This window comes from Paraburkholderia tuberum STM678 (assembly GCF_902833905.1).
Classification (GTDB): Bacteria; Pseudomonadota; Gammaproteobacteria; order Burkholderiales; family Burkholderiaceae; genus Paraburkholderia; species Paraburkholderia tuberum.
Genome location: NZ_CADFGP010000034.1, coordinates 70,701 through 92,026 on the forward strand (window position 1 = coordinate 70,701; position 21,326 = coordinate 92,026).

Annotated in this window: 28 protein-coding genes; 27 read left to right on the forward strand and 1 reads right to left on the reverse strand. The window is 61.2% G+C overall.

Annotation, left to right across the window (positions count from 1 at the left end; all coding sequences use genetic code 11):
• Positions 1–28 precede the first annotated feature (28 nt).
• The 13 genes from HWY30_RS26335 (at position 29) to HWY30_RS26395 (ending at position 11,150) form a co-directional block, all read left to right on the forward strand.
• The gene (locus HWY30_RS26335) at positions 29–1,930 is read left to right on the forward strand and encodes a DUF2213 domain-containing protein (protein ID WP_167368645.1); all 1,902 of its coding nucleotides are present in this window, start codon (positions 29–31) and stop codon (positions 1,928–1,930) included.
• 32 nt (positions 1,931–1,962) lie between these two features.
• Positions 1,963–2,856, forward strand: a complete 894-nt coding sequence (locus HWY30_RS26340) for a gp53 minor capsid family protein (protein ID WP_090804438.1) — start codon at positions 1,963–1,965, stop codon at positions 2,854–2,856.
• 32 nt (positions 2,857–2,888) lie between these two features.
• On the forward strand, positions 2,889–4,004 hold the full coding sequence (locus HWY30_RS26345; RefSeq protein WP_090804442.1) for a hypothetical protein: 1,116 nt from the start codon (positions 2,889–2,891) through the stop codon (positions 4,002–4,004).
• 71 nt (positions 4,005–4,075) lie between these two features.
• Positions 4,076–4,558 (forward strand): hypothetical protein, encoded by a 483-nt coding sequence (locus HWY30_RS26350; protein ID WP_090804443.1) that lies wholly within the window; start codon positions 4,076–4,078, stop codon positions 4,556–4,558.
• 2 nt (positions 4,559–4,560) lie between these two features.
• Complete coding sequence (locus HWY30_RS26355; RefSeq protein ID WP_090804445.1) at positions 4,561–5,010, forward strand: DUF4054 domain-containing protein; 450 nt, start codon at positions 4,561–4,563, stop codon at positions 5,008–5,010.
• Complete coding sequence (locus HWY30_RS26360; RefSeq protein WP_090804447.1) at positions 5,010–5,486, forward strand: hypothetical protein; 477 nt, start codon at positions 5,010–5,012, stop codon at positions 5,484–5,486. Before HWY30_RS26355 ends, HWY30_RS26360 begins: the two co-directional genes overlap by 1 nt.
• Entirely contained in the window at positions 5,483–5,872 is a 390-nt protein-coding gene (locus HWY30_RS26365) for a hypothetical protein (RefSeq protein WP_090804449.1), read from the forward strand. Before HWY30_RS26360 ends, HWY30_RS26365 begins: the two co-directional genes overlap by 4 nt.
• On the forward strand, positions 5,860–6,438 hold the full coding sequence (locus HWY30_RS26370) for a phage neck terminator protein (protein ID WP_090804451.1): 579 nt from the start codon (positions 5,860–5,862) through the stop codon (positions 6,436–6,438). Before HWY30_RS26365 ends, HWY30_RS26370 begins: the two co-directional genes overlap by 13 nt.
• A gap of 59 nt (positions 6,439–6,497) precedes the next feature.
• A complete protein-coding gene (locus tag HWY30_RS26375) occupies positions 6,498–7,973 on the forward strand; it encodes a DUF3383 domain-containing protein (RefSeq protein ID WP_090804452.1) in 1,476 nt (491 codons plus the stop codon).
• Positions 7,974–8,070: 97 nt separating this feature from the next.
• The gene (locus HWY30_RS26380) at positions 8,071–8,520 is read left to right on the forward strand and encodes a phage tail fiber protein (protein ID WP_090804455.1); all 450 of its coding nucleotides are present in this window, start codon (positions 8,071–8,073) and stop codon (positions 8,518–8,520) included.
• The gene (locus HWY30_RS26385) at positions 8,517–8,903 is read left to right on the forward strand and encodes a hypothetical protein (RefSeq protein WP_090804457.1); all 387 of its coding nucleotides are present in this window, start codon (positions 8,517–8,519) and stop codon (positions 8,901–8,903) included. The genes HWY30_RS26380 and HWY30_RS26385 overlap by 4 nt, the downstream gene beginning before the upstream one ends.
• A 53-nt stretch (positions 8,904–8,956) precedes the next feature.
• The gene (locus HWY30_RS26390; RefSeq protein ID WP_143037161.1) at positions 8,957–9,127 is read left to right on the forward strand and encodes a transglycosylase; all 171 of its coding nucleotides are present in this window, start codon (positions 8,957–8,959) and stop codon (positions 9,125–9,127) included.
• Entirely contained in the window at positions 9,111–11,150 is a 2,040-nt protein-coding gene (locus HWY30_RS26395; RefSeq protein WP_143037162.1) for a transglycosylase SLT domain-containing protein, read from the forward strand. Before HWY30_RS26390 ends, HWY30_RS26395 begins: the two co-directional genes overlap by 17 nt.
• Here HWY30_RS26395 and HWY30_RS26400 read toward each other — a convergent pair whose 3' ends face one another.
• Positions 11,151–11,519 (reverse strand): hypothetical protein, encoded by a 369-nt coding sequence (locus HWY30_RS26400; protein ID WP_090804461.1) that lies wholly within the window; start codon positions 11,517–11,519, stop codon positions 11,151–11,153. It abuts the gene before it with no gap.
• Positions 11,520–11,596: 77 nt separating this feature from the next.
• Here HWY30_RS26400 and HWY30_RS26405 point away from each other — a divergent pair, with 77 nt between their 5' ends.
• The 14 genes from HWY30_RS26405 to HWY30_RS26470 all read left to right on the forward strand — a co-directional run.
• The gene (locus HWY30_RS26405) at positions 11,597–12,376 is read left to right on the forward strand and encodes a phage baseplate protein (protein WP_090804463.1); all 780 of its coding nucleotides are present in this window, start codon (positions 11,597–11,599) and stop codon (positions 12,374–12,376) included.
• A 1-nt stretch (position 12,377) separates the two neighbouring features.
• Positions 12,378–12,674: a phage baseplate plug family protein gene (locus HWY30_RS26410; RefSeq protein WP_090804465.1), complete on the forward strand. Its 297-nt coding sequence runs from the start codon at positions 12,378–12,380 to the stop codon at positions 12,672–12,674.
• Positions 12,671–13,549 (forward strand): baseplate hub protein, encoded by an 879-nt coding sequence (locus HWY30_RS26415; RefSeq protein ID WP_090804467.1) that lies wholly within the window; start codon positions 12,671–12,673, stop codon positions 13,547–13,549. Before HWY30_RS26410 ends, HWY30_RS26415 begins: the two co-directional genes overlap by 4 nt.
• A gap of 172 nt (positions 13,550–13,721) precedes the next feature.
• The gene (locus tag HWY30_RS26420) at positions 13,722–14,282 is read left to right on the forward strand and encodes an oxidoreductase (RefSeq protein WP_208524325.1); all 561 of its coding nucleotides are present in this window, start codon (positions 13,722–13,724) and stop codon (positions 14,280–14,282) included.
• 79 nt (positions 14,283–14,361) lie between these two features.
• Entirely contained in the window at positions 14,362–14,715 is a 354-nt protein-coding gene (locus HWY30_RS26425) for a contractile injection system sheath initiator (protein ID WP_090804469.1), read from the forward strand.
• Positions 14,715–15,932, forward strand: a complete 1,218-nt coding sequence (locus HWY30_RS26430) for a baseplate J/gp47 family protein (RefSeq protein WP_090804471.1) — start codon at positions 14,715–14,717, stop codon at positions 15,930–15,932. Before HWY30_RS26425 ends, HWY30_RS26430 begins: the two co-directional genes overlap by 1 nt.
• Before the next feature lie 2 nt (positions 15,933–15,934).
• Complete coding sequence (locus HWY30_RS26435; protein WP_090804473.1) at positions 15,935–16,612, forward strand: DUF2612 domain-containing protein; 678 nt, start codon at positions 15,935–15,937, stop codon at positions 16,610–16,612.
• Positions 16,602–17,531 carry a hypothetical protein gene (locus HWY30_RS26440; RefSeq protein WP_090804475.1) on the forward strand — a complete coding sequence of 310 codons (930 nt, stop codon included), beginning with the start codon at positions 16,602–16,604 and terminating at the stop codon, positions 17,529–17,531. Before HWY30_RS26435 ends, HWY30_RS26440 begins: the two co-directional genes overlap by 11 nt.
• A gap of 62 nt (positions 17,532–17,593) precedes the next feature.
• Positions 17,594–18,073 (forward strand): DUF4376 domain-containing protein, encoded by a 480-nt coding sequence (locus tag HWY30_RS26445; protein WP_143037163.1) that lies wholly within the window; start codon positions 17,594–17,596, stop codon positions 18,071–18,073.
• Between the two features lie 12 nt (positions 18,074–18,085).
• The gene (locus HWY30_RS26450; protein ID WP_090804479.1) at positions 18,086–19,066 is read left to right on the forward strand and encodes a hypothetical protein; all 981 of its coding nucleotides are present in this window, start codon (positions 18,086–18,088) and stop codon (positions 19,064–19,066) included.
• A gap of 92 nt (positions 19,067–19,158) precedes the next feature.
• Positions 19,159–19,941, forward strand: coding sequence for an arabinofuranosidase catalytic domain-containing protein (locus HWY30_RS26455; protein WP_167368646.1), 783 nt, complete (start codon positions 19,159–19,161; stop codon positions 19,939–19,941).
• Positions 19,942–19,953: 12 nt separating this feature from the next.
• The gene (locus tag HWY30_RS26460; RefSeq protein ID WP_090804482.1) at positions 19,954–20,526 is read left to right on the forward strand and encodes a hypothetical protein; all 573 of its coding nucleotides are present in this window, start codon (positions 19,954–19,956) and stop codon (positions 20,524–20,526) included.
• Positions 20,527–20,700: 174 nt separating this feature from the next.
• Positions 20,701–20,970, forward strand: coding sequence for a spike base protein, RCAP_Rcc01079 family (locus tag HWY30_RS26465; RefSeq protein ID WP_090804484.1), 270 nt, complete (start codon positions 20,701–20,703; stop codon positions 20,968–20,970).
• A gap of 3 nt (positions 20,971–20,973) precedes the next feature.
• Positions 20,974–21,326, forward strand: a 353-nt coding sequence (locus HWY30_RS26470) for a hypothetical protein (protein ID WP_208524326.1), incomplete at its 3' end; no start/stop codon positions are given.

Consider the following 21,326-nt stretch of genomic DNA (forward strand, 5'->3'; position numbering starts at 1 on the left):
GCCCGTGTCGGAGGCGCAGCGACGTGCCATGTTCGCCGCCGCCGCGGGCCGTAGCACGCTCGGAATCCCGAAGAGGGTCGGCAAGGAATTCATCGCCGCAGACGAGCGCATCAAAGGCGCTGGCATCTGCCTCATGACGCCGCAGGACGAAGCCCTTTTCATCCTTCGATCGCCCGACAGCAAGCACGGCAACGAGTGGGATTTTCCCGGCGGTGGCGCCGACAAAGGAGAGACGCCCGAACAGACCGCAAAGCGCGAGACGCTCGAGGAGATCGGCGCGCTGCCGTATGGCGAGCTCAAGCTGCTCTCCAGCGTGGAAGACCTGGAGGGCGTCGATTACGTGACGTTCCGCATGGACGTCATGCGCAAGTTCACGCCGCGCCTCCAGCGCGACGAGCACACGGCTTATCGGTGGGCGCCGCTCTCCGATCCGCCGCAGCCGTTGCACCCTGGTGTGCGCGACACCGTCGCGAAGATGCGACCCACGGCGACGGCCACAGCGGCGAACGACAGCGCACAGCGGCTAGCCTTTGATCGCGAGAGCGTGCGGACCTACGACCAGGACGGACGCCTGCATGTCGCGATGACGCATATCAGCAAGGCGAACGTTTGCCCGTACCGCGGCGACGAGATCCCGGACGGCGAAAAGCTCGGGCTCGATCCGAACCGCGTGTACATGCTGTTGCGCGATCCGGACGAACTCGCAAAGGGCACGGCGACGGCGAACAACATCCCGGTATTGGACGTGCATCTGCCGCACAGCGCCGAAGACCATCAGCCCGATTCGGTCATCGGGTCGACTGGCACGGATGCAGCGTTCAACGCGCCGTATCTCGACAACTCGCTCGTCATCTGGACGCAGGATGCCATTCGCGGCGTCGAGACCGGCGCGCAGCAGGAAATAAGCAGTTCGTACTACTACCGCGCAGACATGACGCCGGGCACCTATGAAGGTGTCCCCTACGACGGCGTCATGCGCGACATCAAGTTCAACCACGTTGCCGTCGTCAAGAAGGGCCGCGCAGGCCCGGACGTGATGGTCGGTGACTCTCTTCTCAACCTGAACGGAGAACGACCCGTGAGCAAGCCTCTCAGCAAGAAAGCTGTAATGGCGAAGGGGGCCTTGCTGGCCGTCCTGAAGCCGAAGATGGCGGCAGACGCCGCACCGATCGACCTCGACACCATCCTGGCCGGTGTGAAGCGCCGGAACTGGCTGGAGAAGAAGCCGGGAATTGTGGCGGCGATCAAAGCACAACTCGCGCAGGACGCAGACCTCGAGGATGTTGTCGAGCTGCTGGACCGGCTCGACAACGAGCAACCCGGTGATGAGATCGCCGAGGACGACGACGATCCGAAGCACACGGAAATCCTCGACCTGCTGCGCGGCAAGGTCAGCGATGAGGATCTCGCAAAGGTTCAGGGGATGCTCAAGGCGCTCGGTGTGGTGGCGGCCGCGACGGATCAGCCGCCGGAAGGTGGCGCGAACAACAATCCGGCCAACCAGGAGAACAAGGCCGCCATCCCGAACGGCGATAACGAAGACAAGGACGTTGTCAGCCGTGCTGCGATGGATTCGGCGCTTCGCGCGGAGCGGGAACTCTCGACGAAGAAGGCTAACGATGCGGCGCGTGACGCGGAAGAACGCACGATCAAGCGCCTGCGCGCCACACAGGAAGCCGAAGGCATCGTCGAGCCGTATGTCGGCAAGCTGACCGCGATGGACAGCGCGGAGGCGGTCTACCGTTCGGCGCTCGATATCCTGAAGGTGGATGTCAAGGACGTGCACCCGAGTGCGTTCAAGGCGCTGTTGCTCGCGCAACCGAAGCCGGGCGATCAGACGCCGCGCCGCACGCTTGCGCGCGACTCGGCCGGCGAGACGCCCGAAGGCTTCGCCGACACATTTCCGAACGCGAACCGCGTCCACGCGTGATTCGTTGATCGACCCCAATTCAGGAGAACGCTATGGGTTTCCCCCGATACGTCAACACGCAGGCAGCACCGGCAGTTGTCGGTGACTTCTGCGATTCCAATCCGCGCGCAACGCTGAACGCCGGCGAAGGCAAGTTCGTCGCCGGTCCCGAGGGCGTCTACGTCGGCCGCTTCGTGTGGCAGGACGGGCGCGTGCTGAACAACTACGGCGCTGGCGCGCCGAGCGGGTTCATCCATCGCGAGCAACAGGCGCTCATCGTCGACTGGCTGGCAGAGGCCTCGCTGAAGGTGCAGCCGGGTTATGGCGTGACCGCGTTCACTGCGGGCGGCTTCTGGGTACGCAACGACGGCGACGCGACGGCGACGCGCGACCAGGCGGCCTACGCGAACAACTCGAACGGCAAGATCCGGTTCGACGAGAACTGGGCAGCCGCGAGCGTGACTGGTCAGATCGACCCGAACGTTGTCACCGGCTCGATCGACGGCGACACGCTGACGGTTGCCGCAGTGACCTCGGGCGTCCTCGCAGTCGATCAGACGATCAGCGGGACCGGGATTGCCGATGGCACGACCATCATCGCACTCGGGACCGGTACCGGCGGCGCGGGCACCTACACGGTGGACACGCCGCAGGACGTTGCAGATACGCAGATCACCGCGTCCGGCGGCGTCCTGACGGTAACCGCCGTCGATTCGGGTGAACTGGCGGTCGGCGACACGCTGACCGGCGCCGGCGTGGCCGAGGGAACTGCAATCACGGCGCTGCTCACCGGTACCGGCGGCGACGGCACCTACGCGGTGAATATCGGGCAGACGGTTGCGGCGGGCGACCTGACCGTCGAAACGGGCACCGCGACGAAGTGGGTAGCAGCGTCGGACGGGGCACCTGGCGAGCTGGTGAAGATGACCACATGGGTCACCGGCTGATTCGGACACCATTGAAATAAGGACATCACACCATGCCGAAACTTGCATACGACATGTCGCCGGCCGACCAGCGCGCGGCGATCAACTTCCACCGCACCAATTGGCGCATCGACTTCCCGGGCGCCGAGCGGTTCTTCCGCCCCGAGTGGCGCGAGAACTACGAACTCGCGATGGACGCGGCACCGGAGGCCGTGCAGCAAAGTCTGGTGACGACGGAAAACGCCGGTATTCCCGCGTTCCTGTCGTTTTTCATGGACCCGGACATCCTGCGCGTGCTGACCGCACCGAACGAGGCGGCCGAGATCTTCGGCGAGAAGCAGAAGGGCGAATGGACCTCCACGAGCCTGATCTTCCCGGTGGTCGAGCGCACCTACGAGGTGTCCACCTACGGCGATTACAACAACAACGGCCGCGCGGGCATCAACACGAACTTTCCGGAGCGTCAGCCGTATCTGTACCAGACTATCTGCGAGTACGGTGACCTCGAAATCGACCGCGTGGGGCTGGCGAAAATCGGCTTCGTTGCCGAGCAGAAGGAAGCCGCGATCGACGGTCTGAACAAGTTCCAGAACCTGACGTACTTCCGCGGCGTCGCCGGCTTGCAGAATTACGGCGCGCTCAACGACCCGGCGATGTGGCCGGCGATCGCGCCTGCGCCGAAAGCTGCGGGCGGCACGCAATGGCTCAACGGCACTTCGTTCAACGCCACGCCGAACGAGATCTACAACGACATTGCCGCGCTCGCAATCCAGATCATTAACCAGTCGGCGGGCCGGGTTAACACGAAGTCGCGTTTCGTGCTCGGTATGTCGCCGAGCCGCGAAGGTGCGCTCACGGCAACGAACGGCTTCAACGTGAACGTGGCGGCGCTGCTCGAAAAGAACTTCCCGCGCATGGAGATTCGCAGCGCGGTGCAGTACGGCGCGCGCACCGCACAGAACCCGCAGGGTTCGGTTGCGGGCGAGATCATGCAGATGTTCTGTCCCGACGCGACCGGCCAGGACTCGGGCTTTTGCAGCTTCCCCATGAAATTGCGCGCAGGCCAGGTCGTGCGTGCGCTGTCGTCGTGGGCACAGAAGATGAGCCAGGGCAGCAGCGGCTTCATCCTGCGCCAGCCGTTTGCTATGGGAACGATGGTCGGACTCTGACCTGTTGCGAAACCGTAGTGATGAACGCCCGGCACGTCCGGGCGGTTTCTATTTGACGTGGAGAAATACGCATGGCAACTCAGGAATCGACTGCTGCCCTGAAGAAAAGCAACGACGTGGAAGCGAATGCAACCGTCATCGTTGCATCGAAGCTGCCGATGGACCTCATCGCACGACTTTACAATGCCGTCGAGCGCGCGGAGCCCGTCATGGGCGGAGGCGTTCGCAAGTTCAGGGTCTATGAGCCGCGCCCCGATACGAAGGCCTTTATCTTTCAAGGCAATTCGTTCCCGCAAAACAAAGGGGCTCACCAGCGCATCGTCGCCGGTTACGCGCTCACGCACGACATCCCGAAAGCGTTTTGGGACGAATGGCTGGCGCAGAACGAGAAGTCCGACTACATCACGAACGGCATGATCTTCGCGCATACGCAGGACGGAAGCACGGTCGCGCATGCGAAGGAGATGGAGGGCGAGAAGTCGAATCTCGAGCGTCTTGACCCGGACAATCTGCCGAAGGGTCTCAAGACGGATGACACGCGCCGCGCGAGTTGATCATGACTACCGCAGGGGTAGTGCACTTCTCGTACACGCGGTGGGCCGCGCGGTACCCGGAACTGGCGAAGTGGGTGTCGGCCGCAACCGCGCAGGAGTATTTCAACGAGGCGCAGCTCTACTGCGATAACACTCCGCGCAGCATTGTGCGCGATCTGAACGAGCGCGCGCTGTTGCTGAACATGGTGACGGCCCACATCGCGGCGCTGAACGCGCCGTTGAACGGCAATGCGCCGTCGCCGCTCGTCGGCCGCATCGGCAGCGCGACACAGGGCAGCGTATCTGTGCAAACGCAGCTAGACCTGCCCTCCGGCAGCGCGCAGTGGTATGCGCAGACGAAGTACGGCTTTGCGTTCTGGCAGGCGACGGCGAAGTATCGAATGATGACCTACTGGCCTGGTCCGACGCCGGTCGTCAATCCGTGGGGCCGCGACAGGTTCGGGAGGCGATGATGGCGGGCGTAATGAAGGGCGGCCGTGCGCTACAGGCGCATCTGCAACAGGCCGTCGAGAAGCTGCAAACGAAGACGCTGCGCGTCGGCTTTCTGGAGGGGGCGACCTATCCAGACGGAACGCCGGTCGCGCAAGTCGCGGCGCTCAACGAGTTCGGTCATACGGTGGCGGCAGACGAGGGCGAGTACTTCGTACTTCCGCGGCCGTTCTTCCGCAACATGATCCACGAGAACAAAGCCGGCTGGGGTGCAGCCCTGGGCGCGGTGCTGAAAAGCACCGGATACGACGTCGACAAGGCGCTCGCGACGATGGGCCTCGGCATGGAGGACCAGTTGCAGGAATCGATACGGCAACTGACGAGCCCGCCGCTGGCGGAGTCCACGATCGCACGGAAGGGCTTCGATAAACCCCTGATCGACAGTAGCCACATGATCAACAGCACCGGCTCAGACGTGGTTGAGGGGAGCGGCGAATGAATCTGCACGGAATAGTGTCGCCGATCATAGCGGCAGTGAATCCGATGACCGACGCGACGCTGCGTCGCAGTGCTGGCTACGACACCGGGCCCGACCTCCGGCAGGTGCCGAAATACGCCGACACCGGAGTGACCGCACAGGTGCAGGCGTTGACGGCGATGGAGTTGCAGCACATCGCGGGGCTCAACCTTCAGGGCGTGCTGCGCGCGGCCTACCTGTATGGCAACGTGCAGGGCGTCGTGCAGGGCGATAAGAAGGGTGGCGATCTGGTGCTGTTTGCCGACGACGACGGCGTGCGCGCCGATCTGCGCGGCACGACGTGGCTGGTCGTGCAGGTGCTGGAAACGTGGCCGGACTGGTGCAAGGTGGTTCTATGCCAGCAATAGCGCCGAGCATCACCGAAGACCAGATCGTCGTCGCGCTCGGCGCGTATTTGCATTCACTCGTGGACTGCGAGGTGGTGCGCGGGCAAGGCAATCGCGTGCCCTTGCCGGACGGCCCGTGCATCGTCGTGACGCCGCTGCGCCAGGATCCGCTGGCCACGAACGTCTCCACCTACGACCCGAATGCGCAAACGCGCACCGTGCGCCGCTCGACCGAATGGCGCGCGCAACTCGATTGCTACGGCGCGGGTTCATCCGAGCGCGCCGCCGTAATCACCACGCTCTTTCGTGACATCTATGCGTGCGAGTTCTTCGCAGACCAGCTCACGGGCGTGCAGCCGCTCTATGCAACCGCAGCCCGACAGGGCCCGATCGTTGGTGGCAGCAAGCAGTACGAGGACCGGTGGACGTTCGAAATCGTGATGCAGATCAATCCCGAGGTGACGCTGCAGCAGGACTTCGCCGTCGAGCTCGAAATCGGCACTGCCGGAAACCCAGTGACGGCCGAAACCACGACCGTCCAGGCGTGGAATGGCCTAATCGACGTCGACAAGTTCCTGCGGCAGTAGCCGCCGCGCACATCACGCACACAGGGCGCCTTCGGGCGCCCGCTTTTTTTGGAGCACCCATGCCCAAAGCCATTCCAATTTCGCAGATCGTCAGGATTCTGCCGGGCGTTCTGGCCGCCGCCGGGAGCGCCGTCTATCTGAACGGCTTCATCCTGTCGCAATCTGCGCGATTGCCGACCGGTCAGGCCGTTCCGTTCGCGGACGCCGACGACGTGGGCGCGTACACCGGCCCGCAGTCGATCGAAGCGCAGATGGCTACCATCTATTTCCGAGGCTTCCAGAATTGCACGAGGACGCCGGGACAACTCTATCTCGCGCAATACAACGAGGAACCCGTCTCCGCTTGGGTGCGCGGCGCGTCGCTCGCCGCGATGTCGCTCGACGAGCTCAAGCAGGTTAGCGGCCCGCTCGCCATCACGGTGAGTGGCGTCGATCATTCGGCGGAGATCGACCTGTCTGCCGTAACGAGCTTCTCGGACGCGGCGCAGACGCTTTCGACCGAACTTGGCCTGGCAGTCACCTTCGACTCGCTGTCGCAGGCGTTAGTCGTGACGGATGTGACAACCGGTGCCGCGTCCACCATTGCCGCCGCGACCGGCGCTGCCGCGACAGCGCTCGGCCTCGATGCTGCATCGGGCACGACGGTGTCCCAGGGCGCCGACGCTGCAGACCCTCAGACCTTCATGGCGAATCTGATCGCTAACGTCACGCAGAACTGGGCGCTGTTCGCAACCACATGGGAGCCCAAGACAGCGGACAAAATCGCGTTTTCGAAGTGGGCCAACAGCACGGATCAGCGCTTTGCGTACGTCGGCTTCGACTCGGACCCGCAGGCGAAGGTGGCCGGCTCGACGTCGACGTGGGGCTATGCCGTCAAGTACGCGAACATGGACGGCTCGGTGCCGCTTTGCGGCGACTACACCCACGCGGCTTTCGTACTGGGCTTCGCCGCGTCGCTCGACTTCGACCGCCTGAACGGGCGCACGACGCTGGCCTTCCGTATGCAGTCGGGACTGCTGCCTTCGGTCAAGAACGGGTCGGACGCGCTCGCGCTGAAGGCCAACGGTTACAACTTCTATGGCGCATACGCGAACGCGACCACGCAGTGGAATTTCGTGTACGGCGGCACGATCTCGGGTCAGTGGGCCTGGCTCGACAGCTTCCTGAATCAGATCTGGATGAACGCCAATCTCCAGCTTGCGATGGTGCAGTTGCTGATTGGCGTCGGCTCGCTGCCGTACAACACGCAGGGCTATTCGATGGTCGACGCGGCATGCATGGACCCCATTGCGAAGGCCGTCAACTACGGTGCGATCCGCACAGGTATCCCGCTCTCCGAATCCGAAAAAGCGCAGATCCAGAACATGCTCGGCTTCGACGCCTCAACGACCATCGAGGCGAAGGGCTTCTATCTGCACATCGCACCTGCGACCGCGGATATCCGCGCGCGGCGCGGCAGCCCGTCGATGACGCTTTTCTACACCGATGGCGAGAGCATTCAGGAACTCGATCTCGCCAGCATCTGCGTGGTCTGACGCTGACGGATCCATTTGACGTAGACGTGTGCGGGTATCTCCGCTCACACATCTGAAAGTCGCCTTCGGGCGGCTTTCGCTTTTCTGGAGTGCCTCGATGTCAACAATCACTTCGGCAAACTCGGCGTTCAGTCTTGCCGTGACGAACCTGTATCCCACGCCGCAGGCGATTCAAGGGTATGCGGCCGATGACGCGTTCAGTGCCGATGCCGTCGACGTGGCAGAGATTGTCATGGGCGTGGACGGCCATATGAGTGGTGGCTTTGTGTTCAACCCGACGAATCTGCGTGTCGCGATCATGCCCGATTCGCCGTCGCTCGAATTCTTCGAAAACTGGATGACCGCGCAGCGCACCGCGCGCGAGGTCTATTACTGCAACGGCTCGATTTCCATTCCGTCGATCGCGCGGAAGTATTCGTTGATGAATGGGATCTTGCGCTCCGGCTACAACATCGTGAATGCGAAACGGGTGCTGGAACACGTCATCTACACCATTGCGTTCGAGCGCTGCATCGGCGAGCGCTCTGCCGGAGGCACGACAGCATGAGAAAGACGCTGACGTACACCGTGCCGGCCGACGGTAGCCGCGACGCGGGGAAGATGTTCAAGCTCACGGAGATGTCGGCCGACTCCGCCGAAAAGTGGGCCATTCGCGCGCTGCTCGCGCTGGGGCGATCCGGCGTTGACTTGCCAGCGGGCATTGAGCGTGAGGGTATGGCGGCGATGGCGCGCATCGGACTGGAGGCGCTAATGCGCGTGGACTTCCACGACGCCGAACCGCTGCTCGACGAGATGATGGGGTGCGTGCAGATTTGCCCCAACGCGAACGATCCAGGCGTGGTCCGAAGTCTCGTCGCCGACGACATCGAGGAAGTCGCCACTCGCGTCAAATTGCGACGAGAGGTGTTCCGTCTGCACACGGGTTTTTAGCAGGCCGTCAGGTACTGGATTTCGGCATACCTGACGGCCCGAACGTGCCGTTGATGGCATACGCGAATGTCCCGCACTCCATTGGGTTTGTGATCAGCAGCAGGCTGTGCAGCCCGCACGAGTTGCAGACGATCTACGGCCTCGAAGACATGTGGGACATGATCGAGGTCCATTCCGTGAACATTCACAACCAGAACATGGTGGCTCGTGGCAACAATCATTGACAGCTTGGTCGTAATGCTCGGCTTGGACGTCTCTGGCTATCAGAAGGGGGTCAGCGAGACTGACCGCGCAGGCAAGCAACTTGCCACCGGACAGGAAGCGAACGCCAAGAAGGTTACCGACTCGGCGAAAAAGGCGAGCAACGAACAGATCGCTGCCGCGAAGAAGGCTCAGGAGCAAGCCGCAAAACTTGCGCAGGGCTACGTGAAGGTCCGCAACGAAATCCTGTCGATGGCCGGCGTTGCGGCGGGCGCAGCGGGTATCAAGAGCTTTTTCGCATCGGTTGTCGGCGGCCAGGCGCAGATCGGCGCGACGGCCCGTAACTTCAGCATGGCTGCACGCGAACTCGATGCGTGGCACAAGAGCGCGCAGGCGGCGCTAGGCGGGACGGCCGAAGGCTTCGACAGGTCCGTTCAGTCTATTCTCAGCGGCGTTGAAGCGCTGAAGGCAGGCGACGCGAACAATCCAGTCGTCGCGACGTTGCGCGCCATGAATGTTCAGCTCGTGGACTCGGCCGGCAAGATGCGGCCGATGAAGGACGTGCTGCTCGACCTCTCGGCCGCGTTTCAGAAGATGCCGAATCGCCAGGATCAGATGTTCTGGGCGAACAATCTTGGCATCGACGAGGGCACCTTGAACATGCTTCGCCAGGGGCGTGACGGGTTGCAGGGCGTCTATGAGGCCAACTTTCGCAATTCTAAGGTCACAGAAGAAAGCGTCCGCCAAGCAGAGGCGACGCGCCAGGCGTGGGCGGAACTAGGCAATACGTGGCAGGACGTCAAGAACACCCTGTTCACAGACCTTAATCCGGCCGTGAAAGGGCTGACGGAATTCCTGAAGGAGCTGAGTAAGGTGATGGAGGCGCACCCGAACGCTTCCGGGACAATATTTGGCGTTTTGCTCGCCGGGAGCACTCTGAGCGGGATCAAGATGCTGACCGGTGCGGTGGGCGGTCTGGCCGGTGCTCTTGGCGGCCTTGCGCGGTTCGGCGGTATTGCGGCTTCGGGCGTGGCGGGATGGAAGATCGGCGATGCGCTGCGAGACAAGCTCGACAAGTTCATTTCGGATCAGTCGGACGGGAAATATCGGTCGCTGTCGGACATTCTCACGAACACTGACCGCAGCAAACTCGACTCCGCTGGCGGCTTCACGCAGGAAGAACTGAATAGTGTGAAGGACCGGGGCGGCGTCAAGTTGACGGCAGACGCGCAGCAGCGCGTGGCGCAACTCGGCGATCAGTTGTCCGCGCCACTCAAGGAAGCGGCTCAACCGCTCAAGGACGCAGCAAGGCGACAGGACGCAGCATCGAACTTGCAACGCGAGGCATCGAGGGCGCTTCTCGGTGCGGCACGGGAAATCGCGACCGTTTTGTCGACAAACGCCCGCGCTGCCGAGCAGCCAGTCGGCAGTCCTCTGGCTGGAGTCAGCCGTAGGGTCCAGGATTGGGCCGCGAAGTTGAATTTCGCGGGACTCGAGAAGCAACATGGGTTGCCGCCGGGTCTGCTGTCGTCGATGGCCCAGCAAGAGTCCGGCGGCAACGCTGCGGCGGTGTCTAGAGCGGGCGCACGTGGGTTGTTTCAGTTTATGCCCGCGACGGCGCGCGAGTATGGTATCGACCCGATGGACCCGGTGCAGTCGGCCAGCGCGGCCGCGCGCAAGATGGCCGGATTGATGCGGCGCTATCGCGGCAACCTCTCGCTGTCACTCTCCGCATACAACTGGGGCGAAGGCAACGTGGACCGCAAGGGTATGGCGCGCGCGCCGGCCGAGACGGCGCAGTATGCCCCGGCGATCTTGGGACGCATGGGAGGCGGTCCGTCGATGGGCTCGATGCTGACCGCGGCGGGCAACGCCCAATATGGCGGCGGCGCCACGACAAACCATAACTCGTCCGAGGTGAGCATCGGATCCATTACGGTTGTCGCAAGCGATCCCAGCGACGGGGCCAAGGTAGGCGCCGATCTGCGCCGGGATATTCAGCAGAACGGGCTGATCGCGGCCAATTCTGCTTGGGGAATGGCGTAGCTACTTGAGTGGCCGATAGCGGCTGTCGGGGCGGTATGCGTCCGCAGGGTGCAGGCAGTCATCGAGCATGGCGGTCGCAATTGTGTTGGCGTCAAAGCGTGTGAACGTCGGATTGAAGTTGACCTGATTGACGATGTTTTTCAGGTCTTTTGTCGTCAGCCACGATTCCTTCGGGACCTGTGCCTTCATCTCAGCTTCGATGTTCGCGTGCTGGTCCTTCGGTGAATATCGGATATCGCGTAACGACGCGACGCGCCCGACGATCGCGGCGCGCTGTCGGCATTCCATGAAGCTGTTTCCCGCCGCCACGGCACCTTGTGCGCAGGCGGTAGCGACCGCGACAACGGCGAGTGCGCAAGCCAGTCTCATGCCCTTCTCCTTTTTGCAAACCGGTCATCGTACCGCAGCGCCTTGTGCACTAATCTCGAAAACACTTCGATCGACCAATGCCGCTCATTCCTTTTCCGAACGTCCCGCTGTTGCCAGGTGTGCCCGACTTGAACCGGCTGCCACTCGCCATTGGCGTGCGGACTGGCGTCACGCAGTTTTTGCAATCGATCGACTACTTCGGCCTCCTTCCCGGTGAGGCGCCGCTGTGGGTCGTTGTCGACCAACAAGGTGTTGTAAGAATCACGCCCGATTCAGTTGCAGATCTGAGCTACAGGGGCGAAAACAGGGTCGCGACGTATCCCGTCGAGGAGGGTGGTTTCGCTTCCTTTAACAAAACCGCGGTGCCGCAAGAATTGACATTGCGCCTCACTTGCGGCGGGAAGAACATGAGCCGCGAGCTGTTTCTTCAGGAACTGAAGTTTCTGCGAAGCTCGCTTGAACTGGTGACCGTCGTGACGCCAGACGAAACGCTCGACAGCTACAACATCGATCGCGTCGACTACAAGCGCACGAATACGAACGGCGTCAGTTTGATTATCGCGGAGGTGCATTTCGTCGAGGTGCGGGTTTCCGCCAGTGCAACGTATGCCAATACGGTCGAACCTTCTGGCAACGATCCGCAGAGCCGAGGTTGGGTTTGCACGGTCGATACCACCCTCGCGCCAACGAATCAGCAAACGCCGTTACAAGAGGCGGTCGCGAGCGTGCAGAGCGCCTTCAGTTCGGCGCAGCAGTCGGTATCAATCATCGAAAACACGATTAGGACGCAGATGACGCAGGTGAAGTCGGGGGTGCGTAGCACGCTCGAAACTGCCGGCGTCGGAACCTTCACCTGATATGCAAACAATTCCTCTCGGCGCTGTTCCGTCGCAAAGCCTGAGTGTCAAGCTCGCGCAGCAAAACTGCGGCATCCACGTGCACCAGAAGAGCACGGGCCTGTACCTCGACCTGTATGTGGGCAGTGAGCTGGTGATGGCCGGCGTGCTATGCCGCGACCGTGTGTATCTGGTCCGGCAGGCCTACCTCGGTTTCAGCGGGGATCTCGTTTTCGTCGATACGCAAGGCGAGGAGGACCCGGAGTACACCGCGCTCGGTACGCGCTGGCTCCTCCAGTACTTGGGAGAGTCGGCATGACCTTCGCGCAGCGACGCATCGACGTGCAGTTCGCCCTCGCAAAGACGACATTCCCGGGCGGCAGCAAAACGCTCGGCCTGTCAGGGCATCGGGTTCAGGCGATTATCTCGAACAATGGCGGCGGGATGGCGATCCCCTCGTTGAGCCTTCGCATCTACGGGATGAAGCTCGCCGACATGGGTGCGCTTGCGACTCGCGCGCTATCCGGTATCGCGGTGAACGGAGATCAGATCACGGTCAACGCCGGGAACGTCGGTGGTTTCACGAATACTGTTTTCGTTGGGACGGTCTGGTCGGCAGTGACCGATTTCAGTGGAAGCCCCGAGGTGTCGTTTCTCGTGAACGCGCAGGCGGGGTTCCTTCAACGCATTCAGGCAGCACCAGCAAACACGTACCCAGGGACGCAGGATGTCGCGAGCATCATCGGAGGACTCGCGAAGCAGGCTGGTTTCGGGTTTGAGCCCCATAACGTGACGGCTCGGCTATCAGGTCAATATTTGCACGGCAGCGTGCTTGACCAGATCGAGCGCGTAGCAACGGCTTCACAGACCATCGCAATGCTCGACCAGCAGGTGCTTCACATCTGGCCGAACGGGGCAACACCGAATTTCAACCGGACGGTGTCAATTTCAGCAGACACAGGAATGATCGGATACCCAACTTTCACCCCGACAGGAATCGAGGTCGCGTGCGAGTGGCGCCCTGAGTTGATGTTCGGCCAAAAGGTGAATGTTCAGTCGATGGTGCCAATGGCTTCCGGTGATTGGGTCGTTCAGCGGTCCGATCACAACCTGTCCACGATTACGCCGGATGGTCCATGGTTCAGCCATCTAAATCTATGTCCAGAGGGTTTTCTCAGTGTCAGACAGAACTAACGCAGCGATCTCCGGCATTACGCCGAATTCGCTATCCGGCGAATATGAACGGCAGCGCCAGGTCGTCGAGCAGCTACTCTCGAGAGTCCGCACCGCGTATCTAGGCAAGGTGGTTGCGGTAAGCCAAAACGGAACGGTCGAGGGCATCGGCACGCTTGATGTGCAACCGTGCGTGTCGCAACTCGACGGGACGGGTACGGTGGTAGAGCACGGGATCGTGCACACCGTCCCATATCTCCGCATTCAGGGCGGCTCGAACGCGGTGATCCTCGATCCGCAGCCCGGCGATATCGGACTGGTCGTTGTGTGCGATCGAGATACCTCCTCCGCGCGCGCGAACCGCGACGTATCAGCGCCGGGCAGTCTGCGCAAGTTCGACATGTCGGACTCGGTGTACGTGGCGACGGTGCTGTCCGGTCCTCCCAGCCAATACGTGCTTATCGGGCCCAACGGCATCGACATCGTGTCGCCCGTGCGGATCCGCATGTTGGCGCCGACGATCATCATGCAGGCCGACGACCAGATCGGATTACAGGCCGGCGCATCCGTTGATACCGCGGCTCCAGTGATCGGTCTCGATGGAGCGATGACCCAAGGCGACGGCGGCTTTGGTGGGGGCGCGCATATCAGGAGCACGTTGACTGCCGATCAAGATGTGGTCGGTGGTGGCAAGAGCCTCCACGACCACACGCACCGCGATTCGGAGGGTGGCACGACAAGCCCGCCGCTGTAGCGCGCGACCCGTTCCAGCAACAGGCGAGAGCCCCAGACCGAGTAACCGGCTGGAGCTCTCTGCATTTCTACCTTCTTCCATGACAAAGACGCTTCTGCTCGACCAGACGGCGTGGGACCTTGTGCTCGACGCTGCGGGAAACATCGCCGTCGCGACTGAGCCATACCAGATCGCGCAGGACGTAGCCAGCGCGGTTCGCACGTTCCTCGGCGAGTGCTGGTACGACACCACACTCGGCTTGCCTTACTGGCAAAACATCCTCGGCCAGTTTCCCCCGGCCTCGTTCGTCAAATCGGAAATCGTGAAGGCAGCCAAGACGGTACCGAACGTGGCAAGCGCCACGGTGCTCAGCCTCGCGCTCGATAACCGCAAGCTCACCGGCCAGATCGCGGTGACCGATACGGACGGCAATACGCAGACGGTGAATTTCTGATGGCGAAGACGAACGTTCCAGCGATCCGGTGGACGGATCAGGGGCCGGTCGCGCCCGCCGAATCGGACATTCTCAGTGGGCAGCAGGCGGACATCAACGCCGCGTTTGGGGGCGGCGTCAATCCGCAACTGACGAGCCCGCAGGGGCAGCTCTCGCAGTCGCTTACGGCGATCGTTGGCGCGAAGAACGACGACATTCTGGAGGTCTCCAACCAGGTCGATCCTGACAGGGCGACTGGCCGCTGGCAGGACGCCGTCGGCCGCATCTACTTTCTGGACCGGATGGCAGCGACGGGGACTGTCGTTACAGGTCGATGCTATGGGCTTGTAGGGTCACCCATTCCGGCGGGCTCTGTCGCGCGCGATGTCAACGGCTATTTGTACAGTTCGCAGAGCGCGGCGACGATTGGAGGTTCTGGGTATGTCGACGTGCAGTTTCAATGCCAGACAACCGGTCCGATCGCATGCCCAATTGGGGCGTTGTCGAGGATTTTTACGGCCGCGCAGGGCTGGGATCGGGTGACGAACCTGACAGCAGGATTCCCCGGGCAGAACGTGGAGAGCCGCGCCGCATTCGAAGCGCGGCGACGCCTTTCTGTCGCGGCGAATTCGGTCAACATGGTGCAATCGGTGTACGCGAGGGTGCTGTCGGTGCCGAACGTCCTCGACGCCTGCGTACTCGACAACCCGAAAGGCAAGGTGGTGATTTTCGGGGCGACGAACTATCCGTTGCTCGCGCATTCCCTGTTTGTATCGGTCGTCGGTGGCGAGCCATCGGCGATCGCGCAGGCGATCTGGAACAAGAAGGCACCTGGTTGCGACTACAACGGAGATACCTCGTACATCGTATTTGACACCAGCTACGAACAGCCGCAGCCCCAATATGAAATTCTGTGGGTGACTGCGGCGCCAGTCCAGTGCTACTTCATGGTTCAGATTCAGGCCAATGACCTGTTGCCGTCAAACATCGGTGAGCTGATCCAGCAGGCCATCCTTGCGGCGTTCAACGGCGACGACGGTCGCGCGAGGGCGCGCATCGGCTCCACGACGTACGCGGGTCGGTATTACGCCGGCGTGGCTGAGACAGATGAGAACGTGAACATCTTCTCCATTTCGCTCGGCTTCGATCCGATGAACGTCAATCAGACATCGCTGTCGTTCGGCATCGACCAGTATCCAACGCTCGATCCGTCCAACATTGCTGTGGTGCAGGTGTAGCTATGAGAAACGTCGAAGCTACGCTGCTGGCGCAGTACGCAAATAGTTTGACCATCACCGGGTTGATCGATTACCTGAACCAGTGCATCGATCCCGGAGCGGACCTCGAGAATTTTTTCAACACGATCTGGAATGTCGAGACGGCCAATATCCACGGTCTCGAGATCTGGGGGAAGATCGTCAACGTTTCGCGCATGGTGCAGGCCGCACTACCGCCCGCACAGTTTGGGTTTGCCGAAGCATTTGACGCATCCCGTCCGACGACAGGCGTGCAGCCGTTCAACTACGGTGTGTTCAACGACGGTTCCCCACCGGTCGTTAGAAACGTCGAGGTCGATCCGGAGACCTATCGCACGCTGATCATGACCAAGGCGATGGCGAACATCACAGACTGTTCGTGCGCGTCGCTGAACAAGCTGCTCGGCTACCTGTTCGCCGGGCGGGGCCGCTGCTATGTCCTCGACACTGGTCGAATGACCATGCAGTACGTCTTCGAGTTCGAGCTGTCGGTTCTGGAGGTTGCGATCCTGACGCAATCCGGCGTGCTTCCGCGGCCGACAGGTGTGTTGTGCAACATCGTCGAAGCCTCTGACGATGTATTTGGCTTTTCGAACGAGGCCAACGACTTCCAGCCATTTAACCAAGGCGTGTTTTCCAGCGGTGTCCTGAATGCAAGCTAACCAGAAACCCTCTCTTGTCACGCTGCCGTTTGCGGCAAATGGGCTTAGAAACACGATCCCGGAGGAATCGCAGGCCGCTGAGACCCCCGGCGCGGCATCGCTGAACGATGGTTTCCCATCTACCACGATGCAGCCCAAGACGCAGGGAGGCATTCCGCCTGACGGCAAGGACTTCAACGGTATCCTGTTCCTGCTGTCTGCCATTGCGCGATGGGTGCAGGCAGGCGGTTCATTTACGTACGACCGAGAGTTCGCGATCAACCCGAATGTTGGTGGCTATCCAAAGTCAGCAGTGCTGTTGCGTGCGGACGGCGAGGGTTTCTGGTTCAACCTCGCGGACAACAACCCGACCGACCCCGATGCTACCGACGGCAGCGCGCGCAACTGGCTTTCGCTGAACCCCGACTGGCGCGCAGACAGCGGGCCCGGGATGATCCTCAACAAGCCCGCCTTCCAGGCCCCTCTCGGATTCACACCCGTCGAGCAGGGTGGGGGCGCCGGTCAGGCGGACAACAAGGTTCATGTCGGCTGGCGCGCGAATGGCGCTGGCCTTTCCGCCACTGTTGACTCAACCGACCTTGGCAATTTCGTCTTCGAAGAAGAACTGAATGCCAACGTCCGGAACCTCCAGAACAACATAAACGGCGTCCACGATGATCTTCAGAGCCAAGTCAACGGCAAGCAGCCAGCTGGGAACTACCTGACTTATGACGTCGGCTTTGCGACAGTCGGCTCATTCTGCGTCGGTTCCAATAGCGCAGCCAGTAGCCTTGGTTCAACTGTCTCCGGCCTTATCGCCTATGGCGCCGCCGGTAACACTGCCCTTCCGGGCACATGGCGGACTCTCGCGCTCACGAATCCCTACGAGGCCTTCGGGAGCAATTCAATCCAGCTGTTTCTCGCTCAACGGATTGCATGATGCACTACACAAGCATTACAGAGCCGGTCTTCGCCAGTGCAGACGGAAAAACGATTCATTGCGTGGTTCAGTTTGCAGAATTTGCGACGCCACTTCCTTTCCTCGCGGCGGAAGCTGATCCGGTCGACCACGGACGCCAGATCTACGCCGATCTTGTCGCAGGCAAATACGGAGACATCGGTGCGTATGTCGAGCCTTCGCTGACTCCTGGCCAGCAATATGCGGCGGCGATAGCGCAGGGCATCGAGGTCGCTTGCGTGGCGACCCCCGCGCTGAATGGGACGTACGGCGTGTCGGAGAGCGAGGTGTCCACCATGAGCGCCGAAGCGCAGTTCGTCGCTCTATATCAGGAGTTCACGAACGGTCAAACGACGTTGCCGTGGACCGATACGAGCGACAAGCCGCATGTGTTTCCTGATACGGCCACGTTCATGGCATTCGCTAAAGCCGCCGCGAAGTATGTGTCGGCATGCAAGCAGGCGCTCGCGCAATTGCAGGCGGGCAACGCCGCAACGTTTCCTTCGAACGTAGTCAGTCTCTAAAGGCAACGCCACATGGAAGCGAAACAATTTCCGACGCTTATGCCTGTGCCATTTGCACAGCATGGCCAGCGCAACGATATCCCGCAACAATCGCAGATCGGTACGACGAAGGGCGCTGCGTCCCTGGTTGACGGCTTTCCGCCGCTTACGATGACCGACCCGCTGAAAGGCGGCATCCCACCGTTTGGGAAGGACGTAAATGGAATTCTCTATCTGCTGGCGCTCACGGCTCGGTGGGCGCAGTTGGGCGGGTCTTTCACATATAACGGTTCATTCGCAAACGACCCAAACGTAGGCGGCTACCCGCAGGGCGCGGTGCTGTTGCGCGCGGACCTGTCGGGCTTCTGGTTCAACCTCGCAGACAACAACACGACGGACCCGGACGCAGCCGACGGCAGCGCGCGCAACTGGCTTTCGCTGAACCCCGACTGGGACGCGCAAAGCGGGCCCGGCCAGATTCTCAATCGCCCGAATCTTGCGAAGGTCGCAACGAGCGGAAGCTTCGACGACCTGGAGGACCAGCCGGATATTCCGGCAGCGCAGGTGAACGCGGACTGGGGTGCGGAAGACGGCATCGCAAAGATCCTCAACAAGCCACGGCTCGCGAAGGTTGCGACATCGGGCGAATTCGGCGACCTTGAAGGGCTGCCAGAAACCGTCGTTGTCAATCTCAATCCAGGTGCGTCCGTCACGCTTGACCTGACACCGATAGCAGACGGCAACCCTGAGATCCTGTTTAATCTTACAGTCGCTGTTGGCGCAACAACAACGATCTCGCTCGCGAATCCGCCCGCCGCTGGTGTGCTCGCGGCGTTCCTGCTCGTCGTGAATAACAGCTTAGGCTCAGCGATTGTCTGGCCATCGAATATCAATTGGCCGCAAGGCATTGCACCATCGCTGACGGGTACCGCTGGAAAGTTCGATACCTTCGTGATTTTCACGCAGGACGGTGGTGTGACCTACTCTGGATTCGTTGCGGGGCAAAACCAATGAGTCGGTTATCACGGCGATTGCTGATGGCTACAACGGTGCCTTATACGGGGATACTGGATTTGCTAGGGGCACGGCCAGCCGGAGCATGGAGCATGCGGCGGCTAACGGGACGATATTTCGGGCCTTGCATTCGCGTGCGGCGCGACAGCGACAATGCCACCACCGATATTGGCTTCACGGTTAGCGGAGATTTGAACGTCGCAGGGTTGCTGGCATTTACTGGCGGCGCGTCTGGATTTGTCGCGACCTGGTATGACCAGATGGATGCAGCGCCGCTGATGCGAGACATTCCCGAGGCGCAACCGCAGATAGTCCGTTCGGGTGTTTTGCTCACGATGCCGACGTCCAGGAACCGGCCTGTCATTTCCACCAATGGGGGAATCGACAGCGCTGGTGGGCAGGACATGGCCACGGCTACGCCCGCGGCATCGCTGACTTTCGAGCAGCCGTTTGCCCGGTCGTCCGTCGTAACGTTTGAGGAACCCGTGGGCAGCGAATTCTTCCCAATCCTGCTGGAGAGCAACAACTCGCCTGTTGAACTTTACGAAACAGCGACAGGGGCGTATGCGATGTATGCATATGATGTAGACCGCTTCAGCGCAATCATCGGCATCACGCCGGGCAGATCCGGAGTGATCCTCGAGTATTACAACCGCACTGACAGCTGGTGCCTCTTCAACGGTGTCAAGCGGCAAGGCAGCGTGGGGGCCGGTGGCCTCGGCTCGAACTTCCTTGGCATCGGTGGGTACGGCTGGTTGTCGGGAGTTCGGAACATCGCTGCGTTATACGGAGAAGTTAGCGTGTTCCCGGAGGGGCTGTCAGAAGCCGATCAAAATCTGCTAACAGCGGATCAGAAAACGTATTGGGGTACCTAATAAGGGAAGGTCATGCGCTACGCAATTCAGAAGCAGGACGGCTCATTCGAGGTCGATTTCATCGGACACCTGTTCCCGAACGTGAGTCATGCCGGTGGTGTGCCTTCGGCTGCCTGGCTGACAGCTAACAACGTGTACCCGGTCGCGGACAGCGTTGTGTCAGATGCCTTTACAAAACAGGTCACCGTCGAGCCATATTTGTCCAATGGAGTGGTGTACACGGGCACTTCGCAGGCTGTGTCGCTTGATGATGCTCGATCGATCCAAAGCGCCATGATCAACAGCGCCTGCAATCAGGATCTTGCAAAGATTTCGGCGGCATATCCGACGCTAGAGGTGGAGACTTGGCCTCAGCAATTCGCGGAGGCGCGGGCCTATGCAGATGACCGTTCGGTCGCCGTGCCTCTATTGACCGCGATCGCGTCGGCTTCGGGGCAGACGGTGGTCGACCTCGCTGCCAAGGTTCTGCAGAAGTCGCAGGTCCATCAGGCTGCGGTGGGGGCGGTGGTCGGCAAGCGCATCGCGCTCACGGCGCAGATCGACTCGGCTACCGACGTTGACTCAATCAAGAACATCACGTGGTAAACAGAAACCTGCAACTAGTGTTCTAAATAGCGCATACGACCGCCTTCGAGCGGGAGCTACCGGCAATTTCACGGTCTACGGCTCGAGCAACTCTCTTCTTCATCGACGAGGGCGACGATCAGCGCAGGGACGGGCCGCGCAAACGCTTCTCTTAACTACACTAAGGATTCCCGTATGGATAATACGAAGAAGGCGATAGATCATTACCCGCACAGTGCGACGGGTCTCGATAGCCTGCTTGATTTGTGGATAGTAGTCCCGGATGACGATAACGATATGCCCTTCGTTTCGCGTGCCCTATGCGTGACCAAAGCGGGAGACTTTCATGTGATCACCGCTCGCGGAACAGAGATCGTTGTGCCGCTCGAGGCTGGGTGGCATCCCCTGCGGATCAGGCGCATTTACGCATCGGGCACGACGGGCGAATGTGTCGCCGGAGATTAACCCATGATCGGAGCAAACATGATACTTCCGCCGCGCTGCATGGCGTCCTTTGCTCGCGCGGCCGCGCCGATACCACCGCAGCCACCAGACCCCGATGCGCCGACCCTCGATCTGAATTTTCTTGCCGATCCCGCCATCCCGGACGACTGGACGTTTACGCGCGCATCGACTGCAACGTATTTCGGAGTGGACCGCTGGGAAAAGACGGCGGCCAGCAATATTGCCCGCTTCGATCACTATCCACATTCGGGCGAGTTACGCGGACTTCTCCTCGAGGAATCCCACACCAACCTGCTGCACAATTCGGATGCCGCGGAGTTGTGGACGCCGCTGAACGTCGAAGTGATGACCGATGG